Origin of the sequence: Pantoea sp. BAV 3049, from assembly GCF_009765445.1 — a bacterium.
Lineage (GTDB): Bacteria > Pseudomonadota > Gammaproteobacteria > Enterobacterales > Enterobacteriaceae > Erwinia.
Window position 1 is genome coordinate 5,142,498 of record NZ_WHOY01000031.1, and the last position, 21,564, is coordinate 5,164,061.

25 protein-coding genes are annotated in these 21,564 nt (G+C 55.1%); 22 read left to right on the top strand and 3 right to left on the bottom strand.

Going from position 1 to position 21,564, the window contains the following annotated elements; all coding sequences use genetic code 11:
- Positions 1-29 precede the first annotated feature (29 nt).
- Both GSQ70_RS25475 and GSQ70_RS25480 read right to left on the bottom strand, forming a co-directional pair.
- Positions 30-212 carry a hypothetical protein gene (locus GSQ70_RS25475; protein WP_158785125.1) on the bottom strand — a complete coding sequence of 61 codons (183 nt, stop codon included), beginning with the start codon at positions 210-212 and terminating at the stop codon, positions 30-32.
- 170 nt (positions 213-382) lie between these two features.
- Entirely contained in the window at positions 383-796 is a 414-nt protein-coding gene (locus GSQ70_RS25480; RefSeq protein ID WP_158785126.1) for a helix-turn-helix domain-containing protein, read from the bottom strand.
- 74 nt (positions 797-870) lie between these two features.
- Between GSQ70_RS25480 and GSQ70_RS25485 the strand changes: the two genes are divergently transcribed.
- The 4 genes from GSQ70_RS25485 to GSQ70_RS25500 all read left to right on the top strand — a co-directional run bounded on the left by GSQ70_RS25485 (position 871) and on the right by GSQ70_RS25500 (position 3,879).
- Positions 871-1,143: a Cro/CI family transcriptional regulator gene (locus GSQ70_RS25485; protein WP_158785127.1), complete on the top strand. Its 273-nt coding sequence runs from the start codon at positions 871-873 to the stop codon at positions 1,141-1,143.
- A 160-nt stretch (positions 1,144-1,303) separates the two neighbouring features.
- Complete coding sequence (locus GSQ70_RS25490; RefSeq protein ID WP_158785128.1) at positions 1,304-2,608, top strand: hypothetical protein; 1,305 nt, start codon at positions 1,304-1,306, stop codon at positions 2,606-2,608.
- Complete coding sequence (locus tag GSQ70_RS25495) at positions 2,598-3,080, top strand: replication protein P (protein ID WP_158785129.1); 483 nt, start codon at positions 2,598-2,600, stop codon at positions 3,078-3,080. The genes GSQ70_RS25490 and GSQ70_RS25495 overlap by 11 nt, the downstream gene beginning before the upstream one ends.
- A 562-nt stretch (positions 3,081-3,642) precedes the next feature.
- On the top strand, positions 3,643-3,879 hold the full coding sequence (locus tag GSQ70_RS25500) for a hypothetical protein (protein ID WP_158785130.1): 237 nt from the start codon (positions 3,643-3,645) through the stop codon (positions 3,877-3,879).
- Positions 3,880-3,920: 41 nt separating this feature from the next.
- Here GSQ70_RS25500 and GSQ70_RS25505 read toward each other — a convergent pair whose 3' ends face one another.
- Positions 3,921-4,679, bottom strand: coding sequence for a hypothetical protein (locus tag GSQ70_RS25505; RefSeq protein ID WP_158785131.1), 759 nt, complete (start codon positions 4,677-4,679; stop codon positions 3,921-3,923).
- Positions 4,680-4,865: 186 nt separating this feature from the next.
- Between GSQ70_RS25505 and GSQ70_RS25510 the strand changes: the two genes are divergently transcribed.
- From GSQ70_RS25510 to GSQ70_RS25595, 18 genes are all read left to right on the top strand, one after another.
- A complete protein-coding gene (locus GSQ70_RS25510; protein ID WP_158785132.1) occupies positions 4,866-5,222 on the top strand; it encodes a hypothetical protein in 357 nt (118 codons plus the stop codon).
- Positions 5,223-5,307: 85 nt separating this feature from the next.
- Positions 5,308-5,532: a hypothetical protein gene (locus tag GSQ70_RS25515; protein WP_158785133.1), complete on the top strand. Its 225-nt coding sequence runs from the start codon at positions 5,308-5,310 to the stop codon at positions 5,530-5,532.
- 163 nt (positions 5,533-5,695) lie between these two features.
- Positions 5,696-6,178, top strand: a complete 483-nt coding sequence (locus GSQ70_RS25520) for a DUF2778 domain-containing protein (RefSeq protein ID WP_158785134.1) — start codon at positions 5,696-5,698, stop codon at positions 6,176-6,178.
- A gap of 409 nt (positions 6,179-6,587) precedes the next feature.
- Positions 6,588-6,839 (top strand): type II toxin-antitoxin system Phd/YefM family antitoxin, encoded by a 252-nt coding sequence (locus GSQ70_RS25525; protein ID WP_158785135.1) that lies wholly within the window; start codon positions 6,588-6,590, stop codon positions 6,837-6,839.
- Positions 6,836-7,123, top strand: coding sequence for a type II toxin-antitoxin system RelE/ParE family toxin (locus GSQ70_RS25530; protein ID WP_158785136.1), 288 nt, complete (start codon positions 6,836-6,838; stop codon positions 7,121-7,123). The genes GSQ70_RS25525 and GSQ70_RS25530 overlap by 4 nt, the downstream gene beginning before the upstream one ends.
- Positions 7,124-7,245: 122 nt before the next feature.
- Entirely contained in the window at positions 7,246-7,689 is a 444-nt protein-coding gene (locus GSQ70_RS25535; RefSeq protein WP_158785137.1) for a hypothetical protein, read from the top strand.
- A gap of 9 nt (positions 7,690-7,698) precedes the next feature.
- Positions 7,699-7,902, top strand: coding sequence for a hypothetical protein (locus GSQ70_RS25540; protein ID WP_158785138.1), 204 nt, complete (start codon positions 7,699-7,701; stop codon positions 7,900-7,902).
- Complete coding sequence (locus GSQ70_RS25545) at positions 7,902-9,536, top strand: portal protein (RefSeq protein WP_158785139.1); 1,635 nt, start codon at positions 7,902-7,904, stop codon at positions 9,534-9,536. The genes GSQ70_RS25540 and GSQ70_RS25545 overlap by 1 nt, the downstream gene beginning before the upstream one ends.
- A complete protein-coding gene (locus GSQ70_RS25550) occupies positions 9,529-9,759 on the top strand; it encodes a hypothetical protein (RefSeq protein WP_158785140.1) in 231 nt (76 codons plus the stop codon). Before GSQ70_RS25545 ends, GSQ70_RS25550 begins: the two co-directional genes overlap by 8 nt.
- Entirely contained in the window at positions 9,746-10,537 is a 792-nt protein-coding gene (locus GSQ70_RS25555) for a hypothetical protein (RefSeq protein ID WP_158785141.1), read from the top strand. Before GSQ70_RS25550 ends, GSQ70_RS25555 begins: the two co-directional genes overlap by 14 nt.
- Positions 10,537-10,761, top strand: a complete 225-nt coding sequence (locus tag GSQ70_RS25560) for a hypothetical protein (RefSeq protein ID WP_158785142.1) — start codon at positions 10,537-10,539, stop codon at positions 10,759-10,761. Before GSQ70_RS25555 ends, GSQ70_RS25560 begins: the two co-directional genes overlap by 1 nt.
- A gap of 194 nt (positions 10,762-10,955) precedes the next feature.
- Complete coding sequence (locus tag GSQ70_RS25565; protein WP_158785143.1) at positions 10,956-11,849, top strand: phage capsid protein; 894 nt, start codon at positions 10,956-10,958, stop codon at positions 11,847-11,849.
- 50 nt (positions 11,850-11,899) lie between these two features.
- The gene (locus GSQ70_RS25570; RefSeq protein ID WP_158785144.1) at positions 11,900-12,475 is read left to right on the top strand and encodes a hypothetical protein; all 576 of its coding nucleotides are present in this window, start codon (positions 11,900-11,902) and stop codon (positions 12,473-12,475) included.
- Positions 12,475-14,460: a hypothetical protein gene (locus GSQ70_RS25575; RefSeq protein WP_158785145.1), complete on the top strand. Its 1,986-nt coding sequence runs from the start codon at positions 12,475-12,477 to the stop codon at positions 14,458-14,460. Before GSQ70_RS25570 ends, GSQ70_RS25575 begins: the two co-directional genes overlap by 1 nt.
- A gap of 1 nt (position 14,461) precedes the next feature.
- Complete coding sequence (locus GSQ70_RS25580; RefSeq protein ID WP_158785146.1) at positions 14,462-14,908, top strand: GNAT family N-acetyltransferase; 447 nt, start codon at positions 14,462-14,464, stop codon at positions 14,906-14,908.
- 1 nt (position 14,909) lies between these two features.
- Positions 14,910-15,440, top strand: coding sequence for a hypothetical protein (locus tag GSQ70_RS25585; protein ID WP_158785147.1), 531 nt, complete (start codon positions 14,910-14,912; stop codon positions 15,438-15,440).
- Positions 15,440-18,208, top strand: coding sequence for a hypothetical protein (locus GSQ70_RS25590; RefSeq protein WP_158785148.1), 2,769 nt, complete (start codon positions 15,440-15,442; stop codon positions 18,206-18,208). Before GSQ70_RS25585 ends, GSQ70_RS25590 begins: the two co-directional genes overlap by 1 nt.
- Positions 18,208-21,561 carry a hypothetical protein gene (locus GSQ70_RS25595; protein WP_158785149.1) on the top strand — a complete coding sequence of 1,118 codons (3,354 nt, stop codon included), beginning with the start codon at positions 18,208-18,210 and terminating at the stop codon, positions 21,559-21,561. Before GSQ70_RS25590 ends, GSQ70_RS25595 begins: the two co-directional genes overlap by 1 nt.
- Positions 21,562-21,564 lie beyond the last annotated feature (3 nt).

Sequence of the window (21,564 nt, forward strand, 5' to 3'; positions counted from 1 at the left end):
TATGGCCTGAGGTGGCCCTTTTGTATTCTTCAGGCGAACATTGGCGCTAGGAGAACATTTTTGATTTCACAAAGCACTTCCAGTGACTGATCATCACCTGCCGCCGCCGCTGCCCCCTGCATTTTTGTGATTGCTTCCAGGTCGGTGCATCCATAAGCCGCCTGGACTTTAGATATTGCAATTACTGCTGTTTCTAATGTGAGTGAAGTCATTCCCTGCCTCCATTGGTTGTTGCCCTTACGCCGGGCCGGCGGAACGTTTCGACTGCGAATCACTGTGCTGTGATTGCTGTGTAAGTAACTTAACTAAACGAAAGTGTATAGGCAAGGAAAACTTGAGTAAACGCAAGTTTAAATTTCTTGGGAAGGGATAACTTTATGTATTAAGAGGTTTTTTTCTTGGAAATTTTTTTTCTTATCTTCAATAATTCTTCAAATAAGCGATCATTGTTTTCGACTCGGGCTTCGAGATCTAAAATGCACGCTTGCTTTTCAGACTCTGGTAAGGCTTCGAATAATTCAAGTAGTCGCTTCTGGCGATCATCCATTTCAGATGGAATTGCGGTAGCTGCGATAGGGGTAAGCTCTTCGTCGCCATAAAGCAACCAGGCAGGACTACACTTTAGCGCGTTGGCTAATGCTAATAGATTTTTTCCCTTAGGCTCAGTCTCTCCCGCCTCCCATCTGTAAACAGAGACGTAAGATCGTTTAATCAAGTCTGCAACTTGCTGCTGACTAAGTCCCAATTCAACCCGTCTTGAGGTGATTCGTCTAGGAAGATCAAAGGTCGTTTTCATGCACTAAATATATTTCAAGTTGACTTGCGTTTTCGAAAGATCTACTTTCTTTCTAAATCGAAAGGAGGATGTGCATGTACACAGACGATGCTATCAAGTTTTTTGGATCCAAAACGAAGCTCTCTAAAGCTACAGGGGTTTCACAGTCTACTGTGTCACATTGGGTAAAAGATGGATTTATTACAAAAGGTTCCGCTGCGGTGGCTGCTGCGGTATCAGGCGGAAAATTAAAGTTTGACCCTGAATTCTATGAGCGGCTGAAGCTCGAGAGAAAAGCCATTCGCAAAGGTTTAACTGCCAAAAATGTTAGTCATAACCAATCACAGGGCAGTAACGCCAGTTCGTAAGGTCTGGTCATAAGCAATTTGCCGGCGTTGCTGGTGGATTGCAGACGCAACGCGGCGCACCGGAATGCGCCGCTGTAGATACAGTAAAGGACTGGATCGGCCTGCTGCTGCCTGAAATTTGCGTTGCAGGGGCTGTTTATACGAAACTGGTAGGGTTTTTATGGCTAATACCTGGCTGCGGCTGTGGCACGACATGCCGAACGATCCGAAATGGCGAACGATTGCCCGTTTATCTGGCAAGGATATTGCGCTTGTACAGGCCGTTTTTTTACAGCTGCTGGTATCCGCATCTGAGAATTCGGAAAGAGGGTGTTATGACGTTTCTGTCGAAGATATCGCCAGCGCTCTTAATGAAGACGATTCAAATATAGAGGCCGTTCTTAAGCATATGGAAGGGCGCGTTTTAAGCGGCAATCACCTGACCGGATGGGCAAACCGGCAGTTGTTTAACGACGATCCGGGCGAGGAAAATAAGAAGCTAAAAAGCTACTACGTATACTTCGTAGTACTACGTAGTAACTACGATTGCTACGTAGGAATTAGTAGTAATCCGTGGGCAAGAGTGAACGATTTAAAAAAGGGATTAAACGAAAAAATCGAAGTTTTCGCGAAGTTTCGTAGTACTACGGAGAGCATAGAAAATATAAAAAAATTTCTGGAATCATCCCTTAAGGCCAACGGCTGGTATGAAGCAACGGATGCAATTTACATGCTGATAAATAAGGTAAAAAACAAAACCATTACGAATCTGGAAGAGGCTGAAAACTTCCTGTCTTTACTGCCGGAAGCTAATTTCAGATTACTACGAAACCACTACGTAGATATTCGTAGCTACATGCGTAGCTATTTCGTAGCTACGTATACAGATACAGATACAGATACAGATCTAAAAGAAAAAAACAAAAAACATACGTGCGGTTCCGACAAAAAACCTGTGGATAAAAAACCGCCGAAAGCAAAAACCATCAAGACCAAAAACTACCCTGAGGATTTCGAAACCCTCTGGCAGGCTTACCCCAGACGGCTCGGCGCCGACGGCAAGGCAATGGCTTACAAGGCCTGGCAGGTTCGAATCAGCGAGGGGATACTGCCCCAGACCATGCTTGAGGCCGTACAGCGGTACGCGGCGTACTGCGACGCCGAACGGCTGACGGGGACAAAATTTGTCCAGATGCCCCAGCGGTTTCTCGGGCCGTACCACGAATTTGATAACCCCTGGACACCCAGCCAGGACAGCGTAAATTCAGGAAATTCAGGAGGAAAACATGGGCAGAACCCAGAAGCATTACGAACCGTCCAGGAACAGCGGCGGCAATGTGGGCTTGAGCAACGGCAGGAAGGCCCAGCTGCAGGCGTGGGACTTCTGGGAACTGATGGCGGCGCTGTACGGGGATCGCTGGATCCGGAAGAATGGATCGAGGCCGTCATCGCTCTGGATCAATCAGCTGGGGAACATGACCGCTGAGCACATGAAAACCGTCTGCAACGCGCTGGCAGAGCGCTGCCAGACCGGCAACACCTGGCCGCCGGATTTTGCAGAGTTTCTGCGGCTGGTGGCCGTGTGCAGCAGTGGCTCGTTAAACATCACCGCAGCGGACGTGCTGACGGAGTACAACAGCTGGCGCCGTAACGCCTGGCGCTACGACGGCGCCCGCAATTTTCCGTGGCGTCTGCCGGTACTGTTTCACATCTGCACCGAGCTGCGCCGCGCATGCATCGACCGCAACCTGAGCGAAGCGGGCAGGGAACGGCACGCAGCAGAGCTGCTGCTGCGCTGGGAAAAAAAAGTCGCGGCGGGGTATTCCGTTCCCCCAATCCCCGCTGACCGTGCGCCCGCAAAACCGGTGCAGAAGGGCGACGGCGGGGAAGGGCTTAAAAACGTCAGGGCCATGCTTCACGGCCTGCGCCACGCGCCAAAATCAACAGGGCAGGACTGAGAGGGACAACGCTGTTGAAATCGTACGGGCCTGAAAATTAACCAGCGGATAATTTTTTTCCTGATAATAAATAACCACTATTGCAACATATTTCAGCCAGTAAGCCTGCCATATTTAATCAAAGAAAATTTGAGTTAAGTTGCATGTCCGCTTTAATAAGTAAACGCGCGAAGGGATGCACAGGAAGGAAAATATTTATCAGGCTGGAGAAAATGCATGTTTATTCCAGATGAATTGATACCAGGCATTAATACAAACACCAGGCCATTATTAATTAACAGGAATGCTGACGGGAGTTATAAAACTTGTCGTGTCCTTAGGGTAGGGGAATTTGTTGTAACCCCGCAGGCACTGAAGGAGGTTTGCAGTCAGATGGGACTGTACATTGTTGACCGGGACGGAAACAGGCTATAATTTCCGGAAAGGTCTGAACAACCTGACTGTGACACTGTGCCGTTTTAAGGGATAAAAATGGCACTTTTATTGAAATATTTTACAGACGACTACAGCAATTCTGACAAAGCAGACACCCGGCCAGATTTCCGAAATCCGGGGGTGGCCCATGCAGGTTGACTGGTTCCGCGTTATCACCGATCTGGAGCGCGCCGGCATGACCCAGCAAGCGATAGCCCGCCATCTGGTTGCGGCCAAATCGTCAGTGATCTACTGGAAGCAGGGCAGCGAACCGCGCTACTGCGACGGCGAACGCCTGATCCGGCTGTGGGAGCTGGTCACGAAAAAAAACCAGGACGAACTCCCGTTTACGCGCTGGGAGGTGGGCCGGTACCGCAGGAGATGAAACGACAACGCCGGCGAGGCCGGCGCTGTTAAACACCGTGCTTAAAGCTTGGGTAAATCCCTCTTAGACGAATACAGCTTACCGTTTAACGCCACCCAGCCGGACTTGATCCACAGATTAACTTTGCTCCTGTTGACCCCCATTTTTTCCGCAAACAATGACTGGTTGTTTTCATAGTAACGGGCAATGTAATCCCTCAATTCCATAGCCTGGGCGGAGAATGTTAAAACGTCATGATCTTCCTGGTTGAGTTTTTTTAACTCCGAAACTGTTACGACAATATGTTCTCCGCCAATCAAAGCGGTTGCCGGGTTATAGTCCTGCTCTCTGTCCATTAAGCGCACGGCGTCAACTGATGCGCGGTAGGTCTGGCCCTTGTTTTCATCTCCCGGTTTGCAGACAAAATCAGAGAGTTGACCGAAAGCAACGCGGCGGGGTGACAGTCTGATGCCTGATTCTTCGGCAATTTTCGCAACTTCATCTTCTGCGCTTTCATTATCCAGCTCACTAAACAACTCAGCAATATCATTACCGTAGACGGCAATCAGCACGTCTCGCGCACTTCCCATTTTCTGAATCAGGCTGCGGGCGATCACTTCTTTTTGCCTTGGTGTAGGCTTACGATAACCCGTCATTGAATTTATTGTTTTGCATATGTCGGCTACCAGCTCGCCGCAATTTTCTGCTGCAAACGTCATTAATTCTTTCTCGGTAGCCCAGTTCTTAAGGTAATCAAAATCAGGGTTGTTGCTACGCTGTTGGAATGCTTTGTAAGAATCGAACGCATATTCATAGTGCATGATAGTTCCCTCTATTTTTGTTTCGGTGCAATCACGTTACCGATAATCGGTAACGTAGTCAACAATTTTTTGTTTAATTTATGTTCAGCTGCAATAGCACGAATAATCAAAATAGTCCCAATCGGGACTGATACATTAGTCCCATCGGCTGCGGTGGTGCGGTCATAACAACAGAGGGAATTGGCTATGTCTGTCTACAAAAAATTGTCTGATGATACAAAAATTGCCATGTCACGCGGGATTAAAAATTGCTCCGGCCCTGATGATAGCTGGGATTTTGAAACCACTGTAGGAGAGGCAAAAAAACAGGGCTGGTTTGCCACTGATAACGGAACGATGGAATGGAGCGCTGCAATTATTGGCAGTAACGACCGCTTTAATACTTACCGATTGTATGATGATTCTCCCGATCCGATGGTTCGTGTTAATTACATCAGTGGGGTTATTTGCGCCATTGTTGATAAAACTGATGAAAATAGTTTTATCAAGCCCGGTCTGTGGTCACAGGCAGAACTGAATAAAAATACTGAGTGGATGTATTAGATTATTGTTCCCCGCATTAGCGGGGTTAAACCGGTTACACCTTAGTCTTATTGTACGTTCCCCGCATTAGCGGGGTTAAATTTGAGTGAAAAAGATGAATAAAACCCCAACACCAGGCGAGATCATTACAACCCGCGAGGCCGCAGGCCTGACGAGAGAACAGGCCGCTGAGCGATTCGGCTACGCGCCGGAGGGCTGGCGTAAAAAAGAGGTGAACGGAAGCCATAGCCGTGTGCTGTCAAAAGGAGAGTTTGAGCTGCTGCAGCTTCTCGCGGGCCAGCACCCTGACTATGTTTTAACACGACGCTGAGCAAATCTTTCTCAACTCAGTTGTGGGGGATCATGATGATTGATACAAGGGAAGACGTCGGGCATGCGTCTTATTTTAAAGCGGATTTATTGTAGGTAAGTATACCTGCTGCTACTATAAGCTGGGTAAATAAGGCATTTATTTAAAGTCAGTAAGGGATTATATGGCTATATATTGCACTTTTGTCTTAAACGGGTTGCCATCATCGGTACTTGACTGTGACGGGGTGGCAAAACTACCGGCATTCTCAGGTCAAAAGCACGGAAGAAATAATGATACCATGACCGGTGTACCGGACATTGGCCCCCTTCCAAAAGGGCGTTATTATATTGTAGGGCGAGAGTCCGGAGGATTCTTATCAAAGTTGCGCCATTTCTTTTTAAAATATGGTTATGGTACCGACCGTTCTGAATGGTTTGCACTCTATCGTGACGACGGAACTATTGACGATCATACCTTTATAGATGGCGTTAAACGCGGTAACTTTCGTTTACATCCAATCGGGCCGCTGGGATTAAGTGAGGGATGCATAACACTTAATCATATTGGAGATTTTGATTATTTAAGAAAGAAACTCCTTTCTACTATGATGATTAACGTACCCGGTACTTCTCTCAAAGCATATGGAATAGTGGAGGTGAGATAATGAAAATTGTTAAGTTGTTATTGATATTTGTTTGTTTTGTGTTTTTGTTCTTGCTCGTGTCTTTTTCGATTTCCGCAATTATGACTGACAATATCCAGACCGGGTTATATCGTCTTTTCGGTGTGACTGGAGCAGAAAATTCTTTAAATTTCCTTGCTGATTTCACGATGATTGTTTCATTCGTGGTGACCCTTCTTATTTTTTTTGTATACCATTTAATATCCCGGTGTCGGGGCAGTGGCGGCGATTATGATTAAAAAAGTCTTTGACTGATGCTGGTCTATATGAAAACCGTCACTCCTAATGCAGTTAACCCCGCGCCGCCAGTAGCGTGACAATGAAAAGACTTGTTGACAGGTCATTTCCATCATATCATTAAGACCTGTTAACAAGTCTTTCGAGGTGAACTATGCCGAATATTATTCTGAGTGACACAAGCGCCAGCGTCAGTGAACTTAAAAAAAACCCAATGGCAACGGTTAACGCGGGTGAGGGATATCCAGTCGCTATTTTGAACCGCAATCAACCTGCGTTTTACTGCGTTCCCGCCGTGCTTTATGAGCAAATGCTCGATGCGCTTGACGATCAGGAACTGACGCGGCTGGTAGCTGAACGCAGCAATCAGCCACTCATTGACGTGGATCTGGACAGCTATCTGTGACGTACAAAGTCAGGTTCAGGGAAGATGCCCTTAAAGAGTGGCAAAAACTAGATAAAAGCATTCAGCAACAGTTTGCAAAAAAATTAAAAAAGTGCAGTGAGGAGCCTCATATACCCTCAGCAAGATTGAGGGGTATAAAAGACTGCTACAAAATTAAACTTCGTGCTTCTGGTTTTCGTCTTGTTTACCAGGTAATTGAAAATGAACTGGTTATTGCGGTCATTGCCGTTGGAAAAAGAGAAAGAAGTGAAGTTTATAATCTCGCAAGCGCGAGAATGAAATAATAATCAAGTGACCCAATCCCCGCTGTCCCCTCGCGCACGCGCGCGTTTGTCCCGTCAGATAGTCAAGATTTCGACCACTCGTTAAGCCACCCTTGCGGCACATCAACCGCGAGGGCATCACAATGGCAAGACCACGTAAAAACCCCGTAGAAGTTCCAGGGCAGGAGAAAGCCAGCAGCACGCCTGCTGCTGAGCCGGACACCACCAGCCCGGAAACCTCTTCCGCAGATACCCTGGCGCAGCCTGTAGCGGAACAGGACACCACCAGCACGCCTGCAGCAGCAGAACAGCAGCCCGATTTCGATATGTCCGCCGCCGGCGCTGAAGAAATTCTTTCCCACTTCCTGCAGTACGGCTTCACCGACCAACAAGGCCACGCGCTGGAGAACTGCGCGGACTTCCTGCAGCTGGTTGAGCTGGCCACTAACCCGGTGGTTATCGTTCAGCAGCCCGGGCCGGAAGAGAACGCCGTGCAGGCCTCTGCCACCGTTGCTGCATCCCCCGCCGTAAACACTGCCCGCGCGGGCGGCCCCGTGCTGACAGAGCACGGCTGGCTTGTTAAGTGAGGGGGCGCCATGTGTGGAAGCAGTAAAACCCCGACCGTAGTTAAATCCGATCCGGTTGCTGAGGCGGACGCGGCAGCAGACACCGCAGCTAAAGCGGCGAACGCTGACGCAGCGGCCCGCAAAAAACGCAAGGCACAGTCGCTGCTCGAAACCGGCGCCGGTACTGAGTCACTACTTGCCGGCGCTGGCGGCAAAATGCAGCTGGGGGCGTAATGGATGCGATTGCCGGCAGGCTGAAAAAGCGCCTCGATACGCTGAAGGGCGCGCGCCAGGCTCATGACAGCGTCTGGCAGGACTGTTTCGATCACACCTATCCGCTACGCGGCGCGGGCCTGTCTGCCAGCGTTACTGATGCACAGAGTGCAAAATCCAGAGTAGCCCGCCTGCTGACCAGCACGGCCACGGACAGCGCCCGCATTCTGGCCAGCGCGCTGATGTCCGGCATGACGCCACCGCAGGCCCAGTGGATGGACCTGGGCGAGGAGGGCATGAGCGACGACGAGCGCGCCTGGTTCTCTACGGCGGCCACAATCATCTGGGAGAACATTCACGCCGCCAACTTTGACGCAGAGGGCTACGAGGCAAACCTTGACGTCGTTTGCGCGGGCTGGTTCGTGCTCTACGTTGATGAGGACCAGGACGAGGGCGGATTCAATTTCCAGCAGTGGCCGATCGCACAGTGCTTTGTTGCCTCAACGCGAAAAGACGGGCGTGTGGACACCATTTTCCGCAGCTACCAGCGCACGGCCGCGCAGGCGGTTAAGGAGTTTGGGGAAAAAGCCGTCAGCGAGAAAATTCGCAAGGCCGCTAAGGACAAGCCTGATGAAAAGTTCGACCTGCTGCACGCCATCTGCCCCCGGGGCAATTTCATTCAGGGAGCGAGGCTGGCCAGAAACCTGCCGTTCGCGTCGTATCACATCGAACTGAGCCAGGGCGTTTTGCTGCGCGAGTCCGGCTATCACGAATTCCCCTGCTGCGTGCCGCGCTGGATGAAAATACCCGGCGCCGCGTACGGCATCGGCCCCGTCTACGACGCGCTGCCCGATATCAAAGAACTTAATACCTGGCTCAGGATGGAAAAAGCAGCAGGCGATCTGGCGATTGCCGGCATGTGGATCGCTGAGGACGACGGCGTATTAAACCCCAGAACGGTGCAGGTCGGCCCGCGTAAAATCATCCCTGCAGCCAGCGTTGACAGCATGAAACCGCTACTCACCGGCTCCGATTTTAACGTTGCATTCAGCAGCGAAGAACGGTTAGAGGCGCGCATTCGTAAAGTGCTGATGGCAGACCAGCTGCAGCCGCAGGACGGCCCCGCCATGACGGCAACTGAGGTACACGTCCGGGTTGCACTCATACGCCAGCTGCTGGGGCCGGTCTATGGGCGCTTTCAGGCTGAGTACCTGCAGCCGCTGATTGAGCGCTGTTTCGGCCTCGCGCTGCGCGCCGGCATCTTTCCACCGCTGCCGCAGACGCTCGCTGGCAGGCGCATAAACGTGCGCTATATCTCCCCGCTGGCCAGAGCGCAGAAACTCGAAAACGTCACGTCAATAGAACGCCTCGCGGCCAACGTCGGCCAGCTGCTGGCCATCGCGCCGGACGTGGTGGACAACCTGGACACCGACGCCGCCGTACAGGTGGTGGGCGACGCGCTCGGCGTGCCGGCTAAGGTGTTGCGCGACGCAGCTGCAGTACAGTCGCTGCGTGACCAGCGGGCGAAACAGCAGCAACAGGCCGCACAGCAGCAGTTACTGATGCAGGCAGGGCAGGCGGCGGCGCAGAGCGGTGGTGAACAGGCCGGCACCGCCATTGCGCAGCAGCTGACAAGGGGGGCGGGCAATGGTTAAGAAAGTGCAGAACGAAGACTATAAGCGCCTTTTCGAAGAGACGGCAGGCGGGCCGGAGGTGCTGGACGAGCTGGTGCGTGTTTTTGGTGGGGCAATATTCGTTAAGGGCGGCGCGGAGGGCGACCGGCAGACGTGCTACAAGGCCGGCCAGCGCAGCGTGCTGGATTTTATTTTGCTGAAAATCAACAGAGCAAACGGAGTAAACGACGATGTGGAAGATTAATCACCTACTGTGCAGCGAGGCACCGGGCGACGAGGGCGGCGGCGGTGGAGATCAACCTGCAGGCAATGAGGGCAACACGCTGCTGGATACCGGCGCGGGGGACTGGCTGCCCGAAAAATTCCGCGTTAAAGATGAAGCCGGGGCGCTCAATATTGAGCAGTCAGCACGCAAAATGGCTGACTCATACAGCCACCTGGCTAAGCGCATGGGCAGCGGGGACGCGCCACCTAAAACGGCGGAAGAGTACGCGCCGGAGGTGGAAACCGAAGGGTTTAACTGGGACGATTTCAAATCAGACCCGCGCGCGCAAAGTTTTATGAAAGCGGCCCACGCTAAAGGGATCACAAATGACCAGATGAGTTTTATCCTGGGAGAATACACCCGGGAGGCGGGCGGCCTGGTCAACGGCGCAGCGGCGCTTGATGCCGACGCCGCCCGGGCAGAACTGCAGCAGACCTGGAAAACCGATGCGGAATTTAATCAGAATGTCGGGCTGGCGTACCGGGCGTTTAACGCGCTGGCGGACGATGCCGACAAAGGGCGCATTAACGAGATTGGCAATAACCCCATCGTATTGCGTCTGCTGGCGAAGATGGGCGCGGAGATGCGCGAGGATGCCGCGCCGGCTGGCGAGGTGAGCGGGGAAGACCTGCAGGGCGTCCGGGATCTGATGAAATCGGAGGCGTACACCAACGATAAGCACCCGGATCACGAAAAAGTATCCGCGCAGGTGAGTGCGTTCTACCGCAGGCACTATGGCGATAATCCGGTGGGCTGATGATGAAAATTGCACTGATTGGCGGCCCTGCTGATGGGGAAGCCCGGGAAGTGAACACCGACGGCAGCGGCACCCCGCCACCCGTCCTGCTTATTGCAAGGCGTGGCAGGCCAAGGCGCGGCGCTACCGGTAAACCCTGGTATCGTTACGCGCTCCGGACGGATCCGGACAGGTGGGAGGACGGCTCCCCTTATTACGAATACCACTTCAACCCTGACGCCTGACATAAACCCGCCACCCGGCGGGTTTTTTCATTTGGTCAAGATTTCGACCTTCCCCACCCATATTCTCCCTCTCACAGCCCGGCGTGATTGCCGGATACCTGTTATTCCGCTGCCGGTAAGCGCCACCCCGCCAGCGTATTTTGAGCCGGTTACCCGATAACTCAGCACGGCGAGATTATTGATCGGGGTGTGATATGGCCTTTGATGCCAACAAAAACATGATCACCGCTGCGTTTGTACAGCAGTTTCATGACTCGTTTGAAATTGCGACGCAGCAAAAAGATTCCCGCCTGCAGGGTGCTGTACACGACCGGGGGCAGATCACCGGCTCGGCGTTCACCATTAACGATATGGGAACGATCGAGATGAACCAGATCACCACCCGTTTCGGGGATACGGTCTGGGACGTGCCGGAAGCCGGTACCCGTAATGCATTGATGGCGGATTATGGCCTGTTCGTGCCGGTCGAAAAGCGCGATTTGCGCAAGCTGATTGCGAACCCGCAGGGGCCGTATATGGCGCTGACGCTGAGCGCCTGCAACCGCAAAAAAGACGACGTGATTTACCGCGCGCTGATTGATGCCATCCCGCGCAAGACTGAGGACAACGGCGCTTACACCAACGTTGCGCTGCCGGCAACACAGAAAATCGTGGCGGGCGGTACCGGTATGACTAAAGCGAAGCTGATCGCCGCCAAGGCCATGTTCAGGCGCAACGAGTGCGACGAGCAGAACGGCGAGGAACTGTATTTCACGTATAACGCTGACATGCTCACGCAGATCCTGAGCGATACCACGCTGACCAGTGCCGACTTTATGGCGGTTAAAATGCTGCAGGAAGGTGCGCTGTCAACGAAATGGCTCGGCTTTAACTGGATTGCGTATGAAAAACTCGACGTAACCGGTACGGCCACCACCGCCGCAGCCTGGTGTAAAAGCGCCGTGCATTTCGGTACCGGCGCGGAATACAACATTGATATCGGCCCGCGCCGCGACAAAAACAACACGATCCAGATCAGTGTTGATGCCTCATACGGGGCGGGAAGGGCCAACGAATCCAAAGTAGTAGCAATCGATTTTGTTGGGTAAACGCATTGCCGGGCATTCCCCCCGGCTTTTTTTATTTCAGGGGCTGAGTTATGGCCACGGTTTCAAGTGTTTCAATCTGTTCCAACGCGCTGCTGACGCTCGGCGCCCATCCCATAAACGATTTTAACGAAAACACAGAGCACGCCAGGCTTTGCGCCAACAAGTACCCCACGCTGCGGGATGATTTGCTCAGAAAGCACCCCTGGAACTGCGCCGTTAAGCGCGTGGTGCTGGCGCCATCCACCACCGCGCCGGCATTTGGCTGGGCGTATTCGTTCACGCTGCCAGGCGACGTGCTGCGCATTTTGTCTGTCGGCATGGATAACCAGCCGGCCCCGGATTACCAGCTGGAGGGCCGCAGCATTCTGGCCAATACCAGCGTACTGCCGCTGCGCTACATCTGGCGCAACGAGGACGAGGCCAGCTGGGACAGCGCCATGATCCGCCTGATGGAAATGATCGTCGCCGCCGAACTGGCCTACGCCGTCACCGCGTCCGCCACGCTGCAGGCGAATTTAAAAAACGAGGCTGAATTCATGTTCCGCCAGGCAAAAGCGCAGGACGGGCAGGAAAACCCGGCGCAGGAGCTGGGCGGCTACCCGTCATTCGAATCAAGGTTTTACTGATGCGTGCAAATCTGATTAAAACGAATTTCACCGCCGGCGAAATCTCCCCGCGCCTGATGGGCCGCGTGGATATTGCCCGCTATGCGAACGGTGCCAAAAAAATCGAAAATGCTGTCTGCGTCATTCATGGCGGGGTGGTGCGGCGCCCGGGAACGAAATATATCGCGTCCGCGAAATATGGTGACCGGTCAGCACGTCTTATTCCGTATGTATATAACCGCGAACAGTCTTACATGCTGGAATTTGGCGACGGGTATATCCGTTTTTACCAGAACGGCGTACAGCTGACCGTAAACGGCGCGCCCTATGAAATCACCTCGCCGTACTCGCAGGCGCAGCTGCCTGCAATAACGTACGTGCAGGGCGCTGACACGATGTTCCTTGCGCACCAGTCGGTACCGGTACAGCGCCTGCAGCGTCACGGACAAACAAACTGGGTAATAGAAAATGCCCCGTTTGTTGTCCAGCCGTTTGATGAAATTCGCACGACGCCGGTGAAGTGGTGTAAACCGTCAGTTAAGGAGTTTGTCGGCAGTACCATAACCCTGACGCTGAGCGACGCAGAGCCGCCGGAAAGCGGCAACGGGGCATTTACCGGGGCCGGCTGGGTGGCGGAAGATGTCGGATCATACGTGCGGATCAACAGTGGGCTGGTACTGATAACTGGCGTGAGCAGCGGATCGGTGGCGACCGGTGAGATAAGAAAAGACCTGTCCGCCACTCAGGCTGCCTCACCCGGGGCCTGGACGCGGGAGGATAACATCTGGACGCCGGCGCTGGGCTATCCTGGCTCGGTGACGCTTTATCAACAGCGTCTGGTGCTTGCCGGCAGCCCGTACAGGCCGCAAACGGTGTGGATGAGCGAGACGGGCGCCTACCTGAGTTTTGAGCTGGGAACGGATGATGATTCCGCCGCCTCGTTTACCGTTTCATCTGACCAGATAAACCCGATCGTGCATATGGCGCAGATGAATACCCTGATTGCGCTGACCTACGGCGGCGAGTTCACGCTCTCCGGTTCGTCCGAAGCGGCGATCACTCCCACCAACATTTCGATAAAAAACCCCAGCCCCTACGGCTGCAATTCCGTGCGTCCCGTTCGCGTCGGCACCGAGCTGGTATTTATGCAGCGCGCGGCGCGTAAGCTGTTCGCCGTTGCTTATGATCCGGACAGCTACGTTGCGTATTCAGCAAATAATCTCTCTGTGCTCTCGGAACACATCACGGATAGCGGCATAACGGACATGGCCTATCAGCAGGAGCCGGACTCGTTTATGTGGCTGGTGCGCACAGATGGACAGATGGCGGTAATGAGTTTCGATCGCGCTCAGGACGTTACAGCGTGGTCACTTCAGGTTACCGATGGTGCGTACGAATCAGTAGCAACCATTCCGGAGGGGAGCAGCGACGTCGTTTATACGCTGGTCAGGCGCACGATAAATGGTGAAACGAAGCGGTTTGTTGAGCGGTTCGCAACTGACCTGTACACGGATGCGGCGCTAACGGGCAGTTCTGAGGGCGGAGCGGCAACATGGGGCGGGCTGGGCTATCTGGAGGGCAAAACGGTGGATATTGTTGCGGACGGCGCCGTTATGCCCCGACAGGTGGTATCAAACGGTCAGGTAACGCTCACGCGAAGCGCAAAAAGGGTGGAGATCGGCCTGCATTATGACACGACGATCCAGACGCTGACGCCAGAACTGCAGACGACTGAAGGAACCACGCAGGGCGCGAAAAAACGCACCAGCGAAGTGACGTTGCGTTTCATGGCCACGACCGGTGCAGAACTGAACGGCGATATTATCCCGTTTCGCACGTTTGGCACTGAAATACTGGACCAGGCACCCCCGATATTTTTTGGCGATCACTACATCGGAAAGCTGGGATGGGCGAAAGGGGAAGATACGTTGTTAATCCAGCAGCGCCAGCCGCTGCCGTTTCATCTGCTGGCCGTGATTTACACCTTTACCGCAAACGGGGGATAAGATGATCCGAAACGCAACCAGGGACGATATTCCCGCACTGATTGAACTGGGCACCCTGATGTTTATGGAGTCGCGCTATGCGTCGTCGCCTTTCGTGCCTGAGAAATGCGCGCAGCTTGCCCGCGAGCTGATTGACGCGCCCGCGGGCTGCGTGCTGGTCGCTGAAGAGGGCGGGAAGGTGGTGGGCTGGCTCGGCGGCGGCATTGGCGAACAGTGGTTTTCTCACGCGCTGCAGGCGTTTGAATACGGCGTCTTTATCGCGCCGGCGCACAGGGGCAGCAGCGCGGCTTACCGGCTGGTGAAAACCTTTACTGACTGGGCGCGGGATAACGGTGCATCGGTCATCAATATGGGCATTACCACCGGCGTGCATGAAGAACGCACCGGCGATCTGTACGCGCGCCTGGGCTTTACGCGCACCGGCCTGCTGTATTCAAGGGAGGCGTAACATGTGTACGGGTGTGGAGGTTGCGCTGGTGGCATCCACCGTGCTGGCAACCGCGGGAACGGTGGCAAGTGCCCAGCAACAGAAAAAAATGGCGAACTATCAGGCCGCGCAGGCTGAAGCCGATGCTGATGCAGCAGCGGGCGCGGCAAAGGTGGAGGCGGCACGGATCCGAAAGGCGGGGCAGGCACAGGCGGCGCAGGCTAATGCCGCTTATGCCGCATCCGGCGTGGCTACCGGCGAGGGCAGCGCGCTGCGCATTACGTCGGGTATTGTGGGCGACGCTGAAGAGGACGCCTATACGACGCTGGTCAACGGCGGCAACACGGCGGCACGTTATAACGCGCAGGCGCAGGCCGATCGTATTTCCGGCAGCAACGCGGCAACCGCCGGCTATATCAATGCGGGCAGCACGCTGCTGCAGGCCGGCAGCACGTCGTACAGCGGCTGGAAATCCGCCAGCACCACGCGGACGGCGACCGGCAGCGGCGGCGCATCGTCGGCAAATATGTTTACCAATATGGGCGTCCGTTAATGCGCATACCAACCGGCAATTTTGGCAATCTCACCCCGCAGCCGCAAAACAACCGTGTACAGGTAACCGGCACCGGCGCGGTGGGCGATGCCGTTCGCCATCTGGCCACCGTGGGTATGGGCATCGCGGGCGACCAGCAGCAGCGCATAGACCGCGAGAACCAGAGCCAGGCGCAGGCGCTGACGAACCAGATAGACCAGTACAGCACGCAGCTGTTAAACGATCCGGATCACGGCCTTTATGCCCTGCAGGGTACTAACGCCGACGGCGCCACCGATCGCTATCTGGCAAAATTTGACGAGTACGCATCGGCCCGGGTTAACGAGCTGCCCGAACCGATGCGGAAAAATTTCATAAACCAGGTTGAGGCAAAGCGCATCCAGTTTATGCGCGGCGGCCTGAGTTATGAAAACAACCAGCGCCAGCAGGTACAGCAGGGCAACTACTCGGCAGCGCTGGCCAACAGCAGGACGCGCGCGGAAGGTTTCTGGGGGGATAACATTTCGTGGCAGCTGGAAACCGGCGCCACGAAACAGCAGATAGCGGACTACGGCGCCGCGCAGGGCTGGACGGCTGAGCAGGTAAAACAGGAGCAGCACAGCTGGCTGATTGCGACGGCGTTCAACTCTGCTAAAAATGCCGCTGCTGACGATCCCACCGGCTTCCTGCAGCAGGTTGGGGAACCGTCTTCCGTGGGCGGCGTGCAGCGATATGCGCCGGCCAGCGGCGGCAGCGCGCTGGGGATCCGCAACAATAACCCGGGCAACATCGAACGCAGCGGCGCCAATGCCTGGGACGGGGAAGTTAATACTGATGGCCGCTTTGCAAAATTCGCCACGCCTGAACATGGGATCCGGGCGCTGGGCAAAAACCTGCTGTCGTACAATCGCCGTGGCTATAACACCCTGTCGCAGATTATTGAGCGCTGGGCGCCGTCGAAGGAGAAGGCAAACAACACGCCGGCCTACATCGCGGCGATGTCAAAATACGTTGGCGTGCCGGCAGATCAGCCGCTCGATTTAAACGACGTTGCCACGCTGGCCCGCGTCAGCGCCGGCATTATCCGGCATGAAAACGGCGGCAATCCCTATACCCCGGAACAGCTGCAGCGCGGGGCGCTGGCCGCGCTGGGAATGGAAGCCCTGCAGCAGGCGGCCCCGGAAAGCGGCAGCATTCGGCCCGCTGGCGCCACGGCGGCATTTAATGCGTTAGACCCCCTGCAGCAGGCGCAGCTGCGCAGCATGGCGGAAACGCAGCTGAACAAACAGCGCACCGCTTACCGTGAGCAGATGGGCACGATGTACGCGGACACCCAGGCCGCGTTTGACCGGGGCGAGGTGCCGGACGTGATCCCCAGCCAGAGAATGCTTATACAGGCGTACGGTTACAGCGAGGGGCAGGCAAAATACCGGGATCTGCTGAACGGCCAGCAGTTTGCCGGCTACATTGCCGCCGCTAAAAATATGTCGCCGGCAGGGCAGGCAGGACTTCTGGCCAGCGTGCAGCCGAACCCCAATGAAGCTGGCTATGCCAGTAAAATCCAGCGCTGGGAGCGTTTCGGGCGCTTCATTGCCGGCAACGTCAAAATTCAGGAAAAGCAGGCCGCTGCCGTGCGCTTTGATGCATCGATGCAGCATAATTTCCCGCTCGATCCGAATGACAGCAGTAACCAGACCGCTGCAGATGAATACTACGCCGCCAACGTGCAGCCCCGGTTCAACCTGTCAGACGATAGCAGCCTTAATGCGGTCGCCAGCATGACCACGCGATCGGGGATTATGCCGACGCAGATCAAATCCCTGCTGAACGCCGGCGCGACGTCGCGCGATCCGGATGTGGTCTTGCCAATTGCCAAAATGTACGGCCAGATTTTTGACAACAACCCCGCCGCCGTGGCGGAGCTGCCCGCCGGCACGGCATCGTATTACAGCAAAATCTACGATCTGAGCCGCGCCGGTATGCCTGGCGACAAGGCAACAGAGACGGCCTTTAACATCGTGTACGCGCAGGACGAGCGCACCAAAAAAATGATTGCCAGCCAGCTGCGGGATAAGGACTACCTGAAGGGCCGCGACGGTGCCGCGCAGTCGCTGATTAATTCACTGTCGTCCCGCTGGATTGGCGGCCCCGACGTGATGAAGCCCGGACAGAGTAACCAGCAGTACCAGCGCGATTATGCCACGCTTTACGATGCAAACTTTGCCGCCAGCGGCGGTGATACAAAACTCGCCGGCCAGCTGACCAACGCGCAGATCAAACGCACCTGGGGCATTTCGACCATTAACGGCAGTGAAGAAATTATGCGGTACGCACCGGAGGCGGTTTACGGCGTCAGCAATGGCGCAGGAAACTGGATTGCCGGCCAGTGGGCGGAAGAGAAAAAAGCGTTGGCCGCCTCGTCGTTTGGTGGCGCACGTCCCGACACGGATCTGATATTGGTACCGGACGCGCTGACCCCGCGCGATTTCAGCTATGGCGTGATGGTGAAACAGACCGGATCCGATGGGATCCCGGTTTACCACCCGTACTATGGCAGTAACGGCGGGGCGCTACGGTTTAAGCCTGAACAGGTAAGTTCCCCGATGTACAAAGAGGTGATGGAAAAACGCGCCCAGGCGGTCGATAAGGCGCGCCAGCAGCGTGCCGATCCCGATCCCATCGATGCCGGCATCCCGCCACCTGCGCCCCTGAACCTGAGCGATCCGTTTGAACAAAACGGAAAATTAAATCTGAATGTCTCGGCTGACAGCTTCCCGGGGGGCCAGTAATGCCAACGTATGTAGTTACGCAGGGCGATATTCTCGGCCCGGACATCAATACTGTTCAGCAGCAGGAACCCGCTTACGGGATGGAAAAGCCCGACTGGTACGCGCCGCTAAATCCTTTTGACCACAGCAACGCCACCAGGAGGCTGCGCGAAGCGGCTTTTAATATTGATAACTCACTGGGCAGCTGGATTGCATCAGCACCGTTTAACCAGTTCCCTGAGCAGCAGGGCTATAACCCCTTTGACGAAAAAGGCGCCGCGCTGCAGGGCTATGAGGATTACGCCGACGCCTTTATTAACTCAGGATCACCGCAGGAAACCACGGCGATAAAGCAGCGCATAGACAGGCAGCTGCAGGACAGGCAATTTTTAAGCGAGGCCGGCGCGGCGGGCACCGTGTCCAGCATGGCGATGGGGATGATTGATCCGATAAACGTCGCGTCGATGTATGTACCGGTGGGAATGCTGGCCCGGGGCGCAAGCGTTGCCAGAACGGCGGCGCGCTTTGCGCTGGCTAACGCTGCAGGCGGGGTGGCGTCAGAGCTGTCACTGCAGGCCACACAGGAGACGCGCACGGCGGAAGAGAGCGTCATTAACGTCATGACCGACGCTATGGTCGGCGGCATCCTCGGATCGGCCTCGCAGCTGGTGGCCAATATCGGGACCAGGCAGGCCATCAATAAAAGCGTTGCGCAGACCCTGGGCGACACGCTGCCACCGGATCGCAGCATTGGTGCGGCGGAGGTGTTCAACACCACGCTGGACCAGGAACAGCTAAAGGGCGTGGGGCTGATTAATAAAACGCTGTCCGTTACCCCGTCCGGACGCCTGGCGCAGTCACCGGCACACAGTTCCCGGGTTATCAATCAGATGCTGGCGGAAAACAACTACACGTTTGCAAAAAACGAGGAAGGACTTGCCACGGCCACGGCAGCAGAAACCCGCATCAAGCAGTACGACACGCTGCTGTATAAGCAGATGGAGACGACGAAAGACCACTATCAGCAGTACAGCAAAGCGGCGCCCCGCGACAAGCGAATGAGCTTTATTGAGTTTAACGAAGCGGTCGGAAAAGCCATGCGCCGGGGTGATAAGCATAATGTTCCGGAAATAGCGCAGGCGGCTGCCCGCATTCGTCCCCTCTTTGAGGCGACCAAAAAACGCATGCAGGAGCTTAATATACTGGGGGAAGATGTGGAGGTGACCACCGCAGAGAGCTACCTGCCGCGCATCTATAAATTCGACAAGATTTTATCTGACCGCTCCCGCTTCAGGGGCATTCTGACGAACTGGCTTAAGAGTAGCAGCGCCCGGACGGCAGAAATAGCCACTGAGCGCCTGAACCAGGTTAATGCCGGCCTTGAAACTGCCCGGGCGGCAGGCCCGGAAGCAGAGGCGCTGGCCGCCAGAATTGCGGAGGCAGAGCGCTGGTCGGGAAAAAACGTGCTGCTGATGGACGAAATTCAAAAGCAAAGGCGCAAAGCCGGCAAGCGGGCCGGGTATGAGGAACAGCTTGCCGGCATTAAAGACCCGGATAAGCAGGCCAAAAGAAAGGCCTGGCTTGAGCGCCAGCTGCAGGGCGTGGAAGAGGCAGAGCGCAAGGTCACTGAACTGCAGGGGCATCTTGAAATTTTGAACAGGCCGCGCCGGTACCGCAACAGGCTGCGCGGACTGGAGAAACGCGCAGGATCCGTGGAGCGCCTGGACGCCAGCCGGCAGCGCCAGATTGTGGCCAGCGAACCCATTAGTGCGGAAGAGGCTGAAGCTATCGCGGATGAAATTATTAACAAAATTATCGGCGCCCCCTCCGGGATCGTACCCCGGGAACTGATACCTGAGGGTCTGACAAAACGCGCCGGCTTCTCTAAATCGCGCACGCTGACCATTCCGGATAAAGAGATTGAAGATTTTTTAGAATCGGATATTAACTACGTCACGGATCAGTATCTGCGCGAGGTGGCGCCGGAAATCGAGCTTACAGCGCAGTTTGGCCGCAAGGACATGGGGGAGCAAATCAGGCAGGTCAGCGAGGAATACAGCGAGCTGATCCGCGATGCGAAAACGCCCCGCCAGCGCGCCCGTCTGGAGAAACAGCGCGAGGCAGACGTCCGCGACATCGAGGCGATGCGCGACAGGCTGATCGGCACGTACGGCGCGCCCAAAGACCCCAGGAGCTTTTTTATTCGTGCCGGCCGCATTGCGCGCAAGGTTAATTTTCTGCGCCTGCTGGGGGGCATGACCGTTTCGGCACTTCCGGATCTGGCCCGTCCGATTATGCAGCACGGACTTGCGAAATCGCTTAAGCCGCTGGGCGTGATGCTTAAAAACGTTAACGCAGCGAAGGTGGCCAATGCCGACCTGCGCGAAATGGCAGTAGGGCTGGAATACGTTTTATCGACGCGCACAAAATCACTTTCTGAGCTGCACGATCCGTACAGCCGCCGATCCTATCTCGAGCGCGGACTGAACTGGACAACGCAGAAGTTTGGCAATTACACCCTTATGAATCAGTGGAACGGGGCGCTTAAAGCCTGGTCGGGCATGGTGGTGCAGTCGCGCATACTGGACAATGCACGCCTGCTGCAGAGCGGCAAAACGTTGCCAAAGTCGGAGATAAAAAAACTTGCCCAGTTGGGTATCGATAAGACCATGCTGGGGCGCATTGGCCGGGAGTTTGCACAGCACGGTGAGGATATGGACGGCCTCTTAACCGGCCATTCTCATTTGTGGGGCGATCCGGTGGTGCGTGATGCGTTTCAGAGCGCAGTTTTAAAAGACGTGGACAGCGTTGTTGTTACCCCGGGCGTGGGCGACACGCCGCTGATGATGAGCGGCGAAACGGGCAAGATGATCATGCAGTTCAAAACGTTTATTTTTGCCGCACACAACCGCGTTTTAGTTTCCGGCATCCAGCAGGGTGACGCCGCGTTTTATTACGGCGCGCTGATGCAGATAGCGTTAGGCGCCGGCGTGTATGCGATGAAACAGAAGCTGGCTGGGCGTGATGTAGATTACTCGCCGAATAACCTGGTAAAAGAGGGGTTAGACCGTTCCGGCATGCTGGGCTGGCTGTCAGAGCCGCTGAATACAGTTGAGAGCGTGAGCGGCGGACGCTTCGGGCTGGGCGCGATGTTTGGCGCGCCGCCGGTGTCCAGATTCCAGAGCCGCAACGCGATCGGCGCCATGCTCGGGCCGACGTTCGACCTTGGCGGCGATATGGCCACGATCGCCAATGGCGTGCTGAATGGTGAGTTTGACGACAAACAAACGCACGCGGTACGCAAAATGCTGCCTTTTCAAAACCTGTTTTTTATTGCGCCGGCACTCAACAGAGTTGAAGAAGAGTTAAAGTGAGAT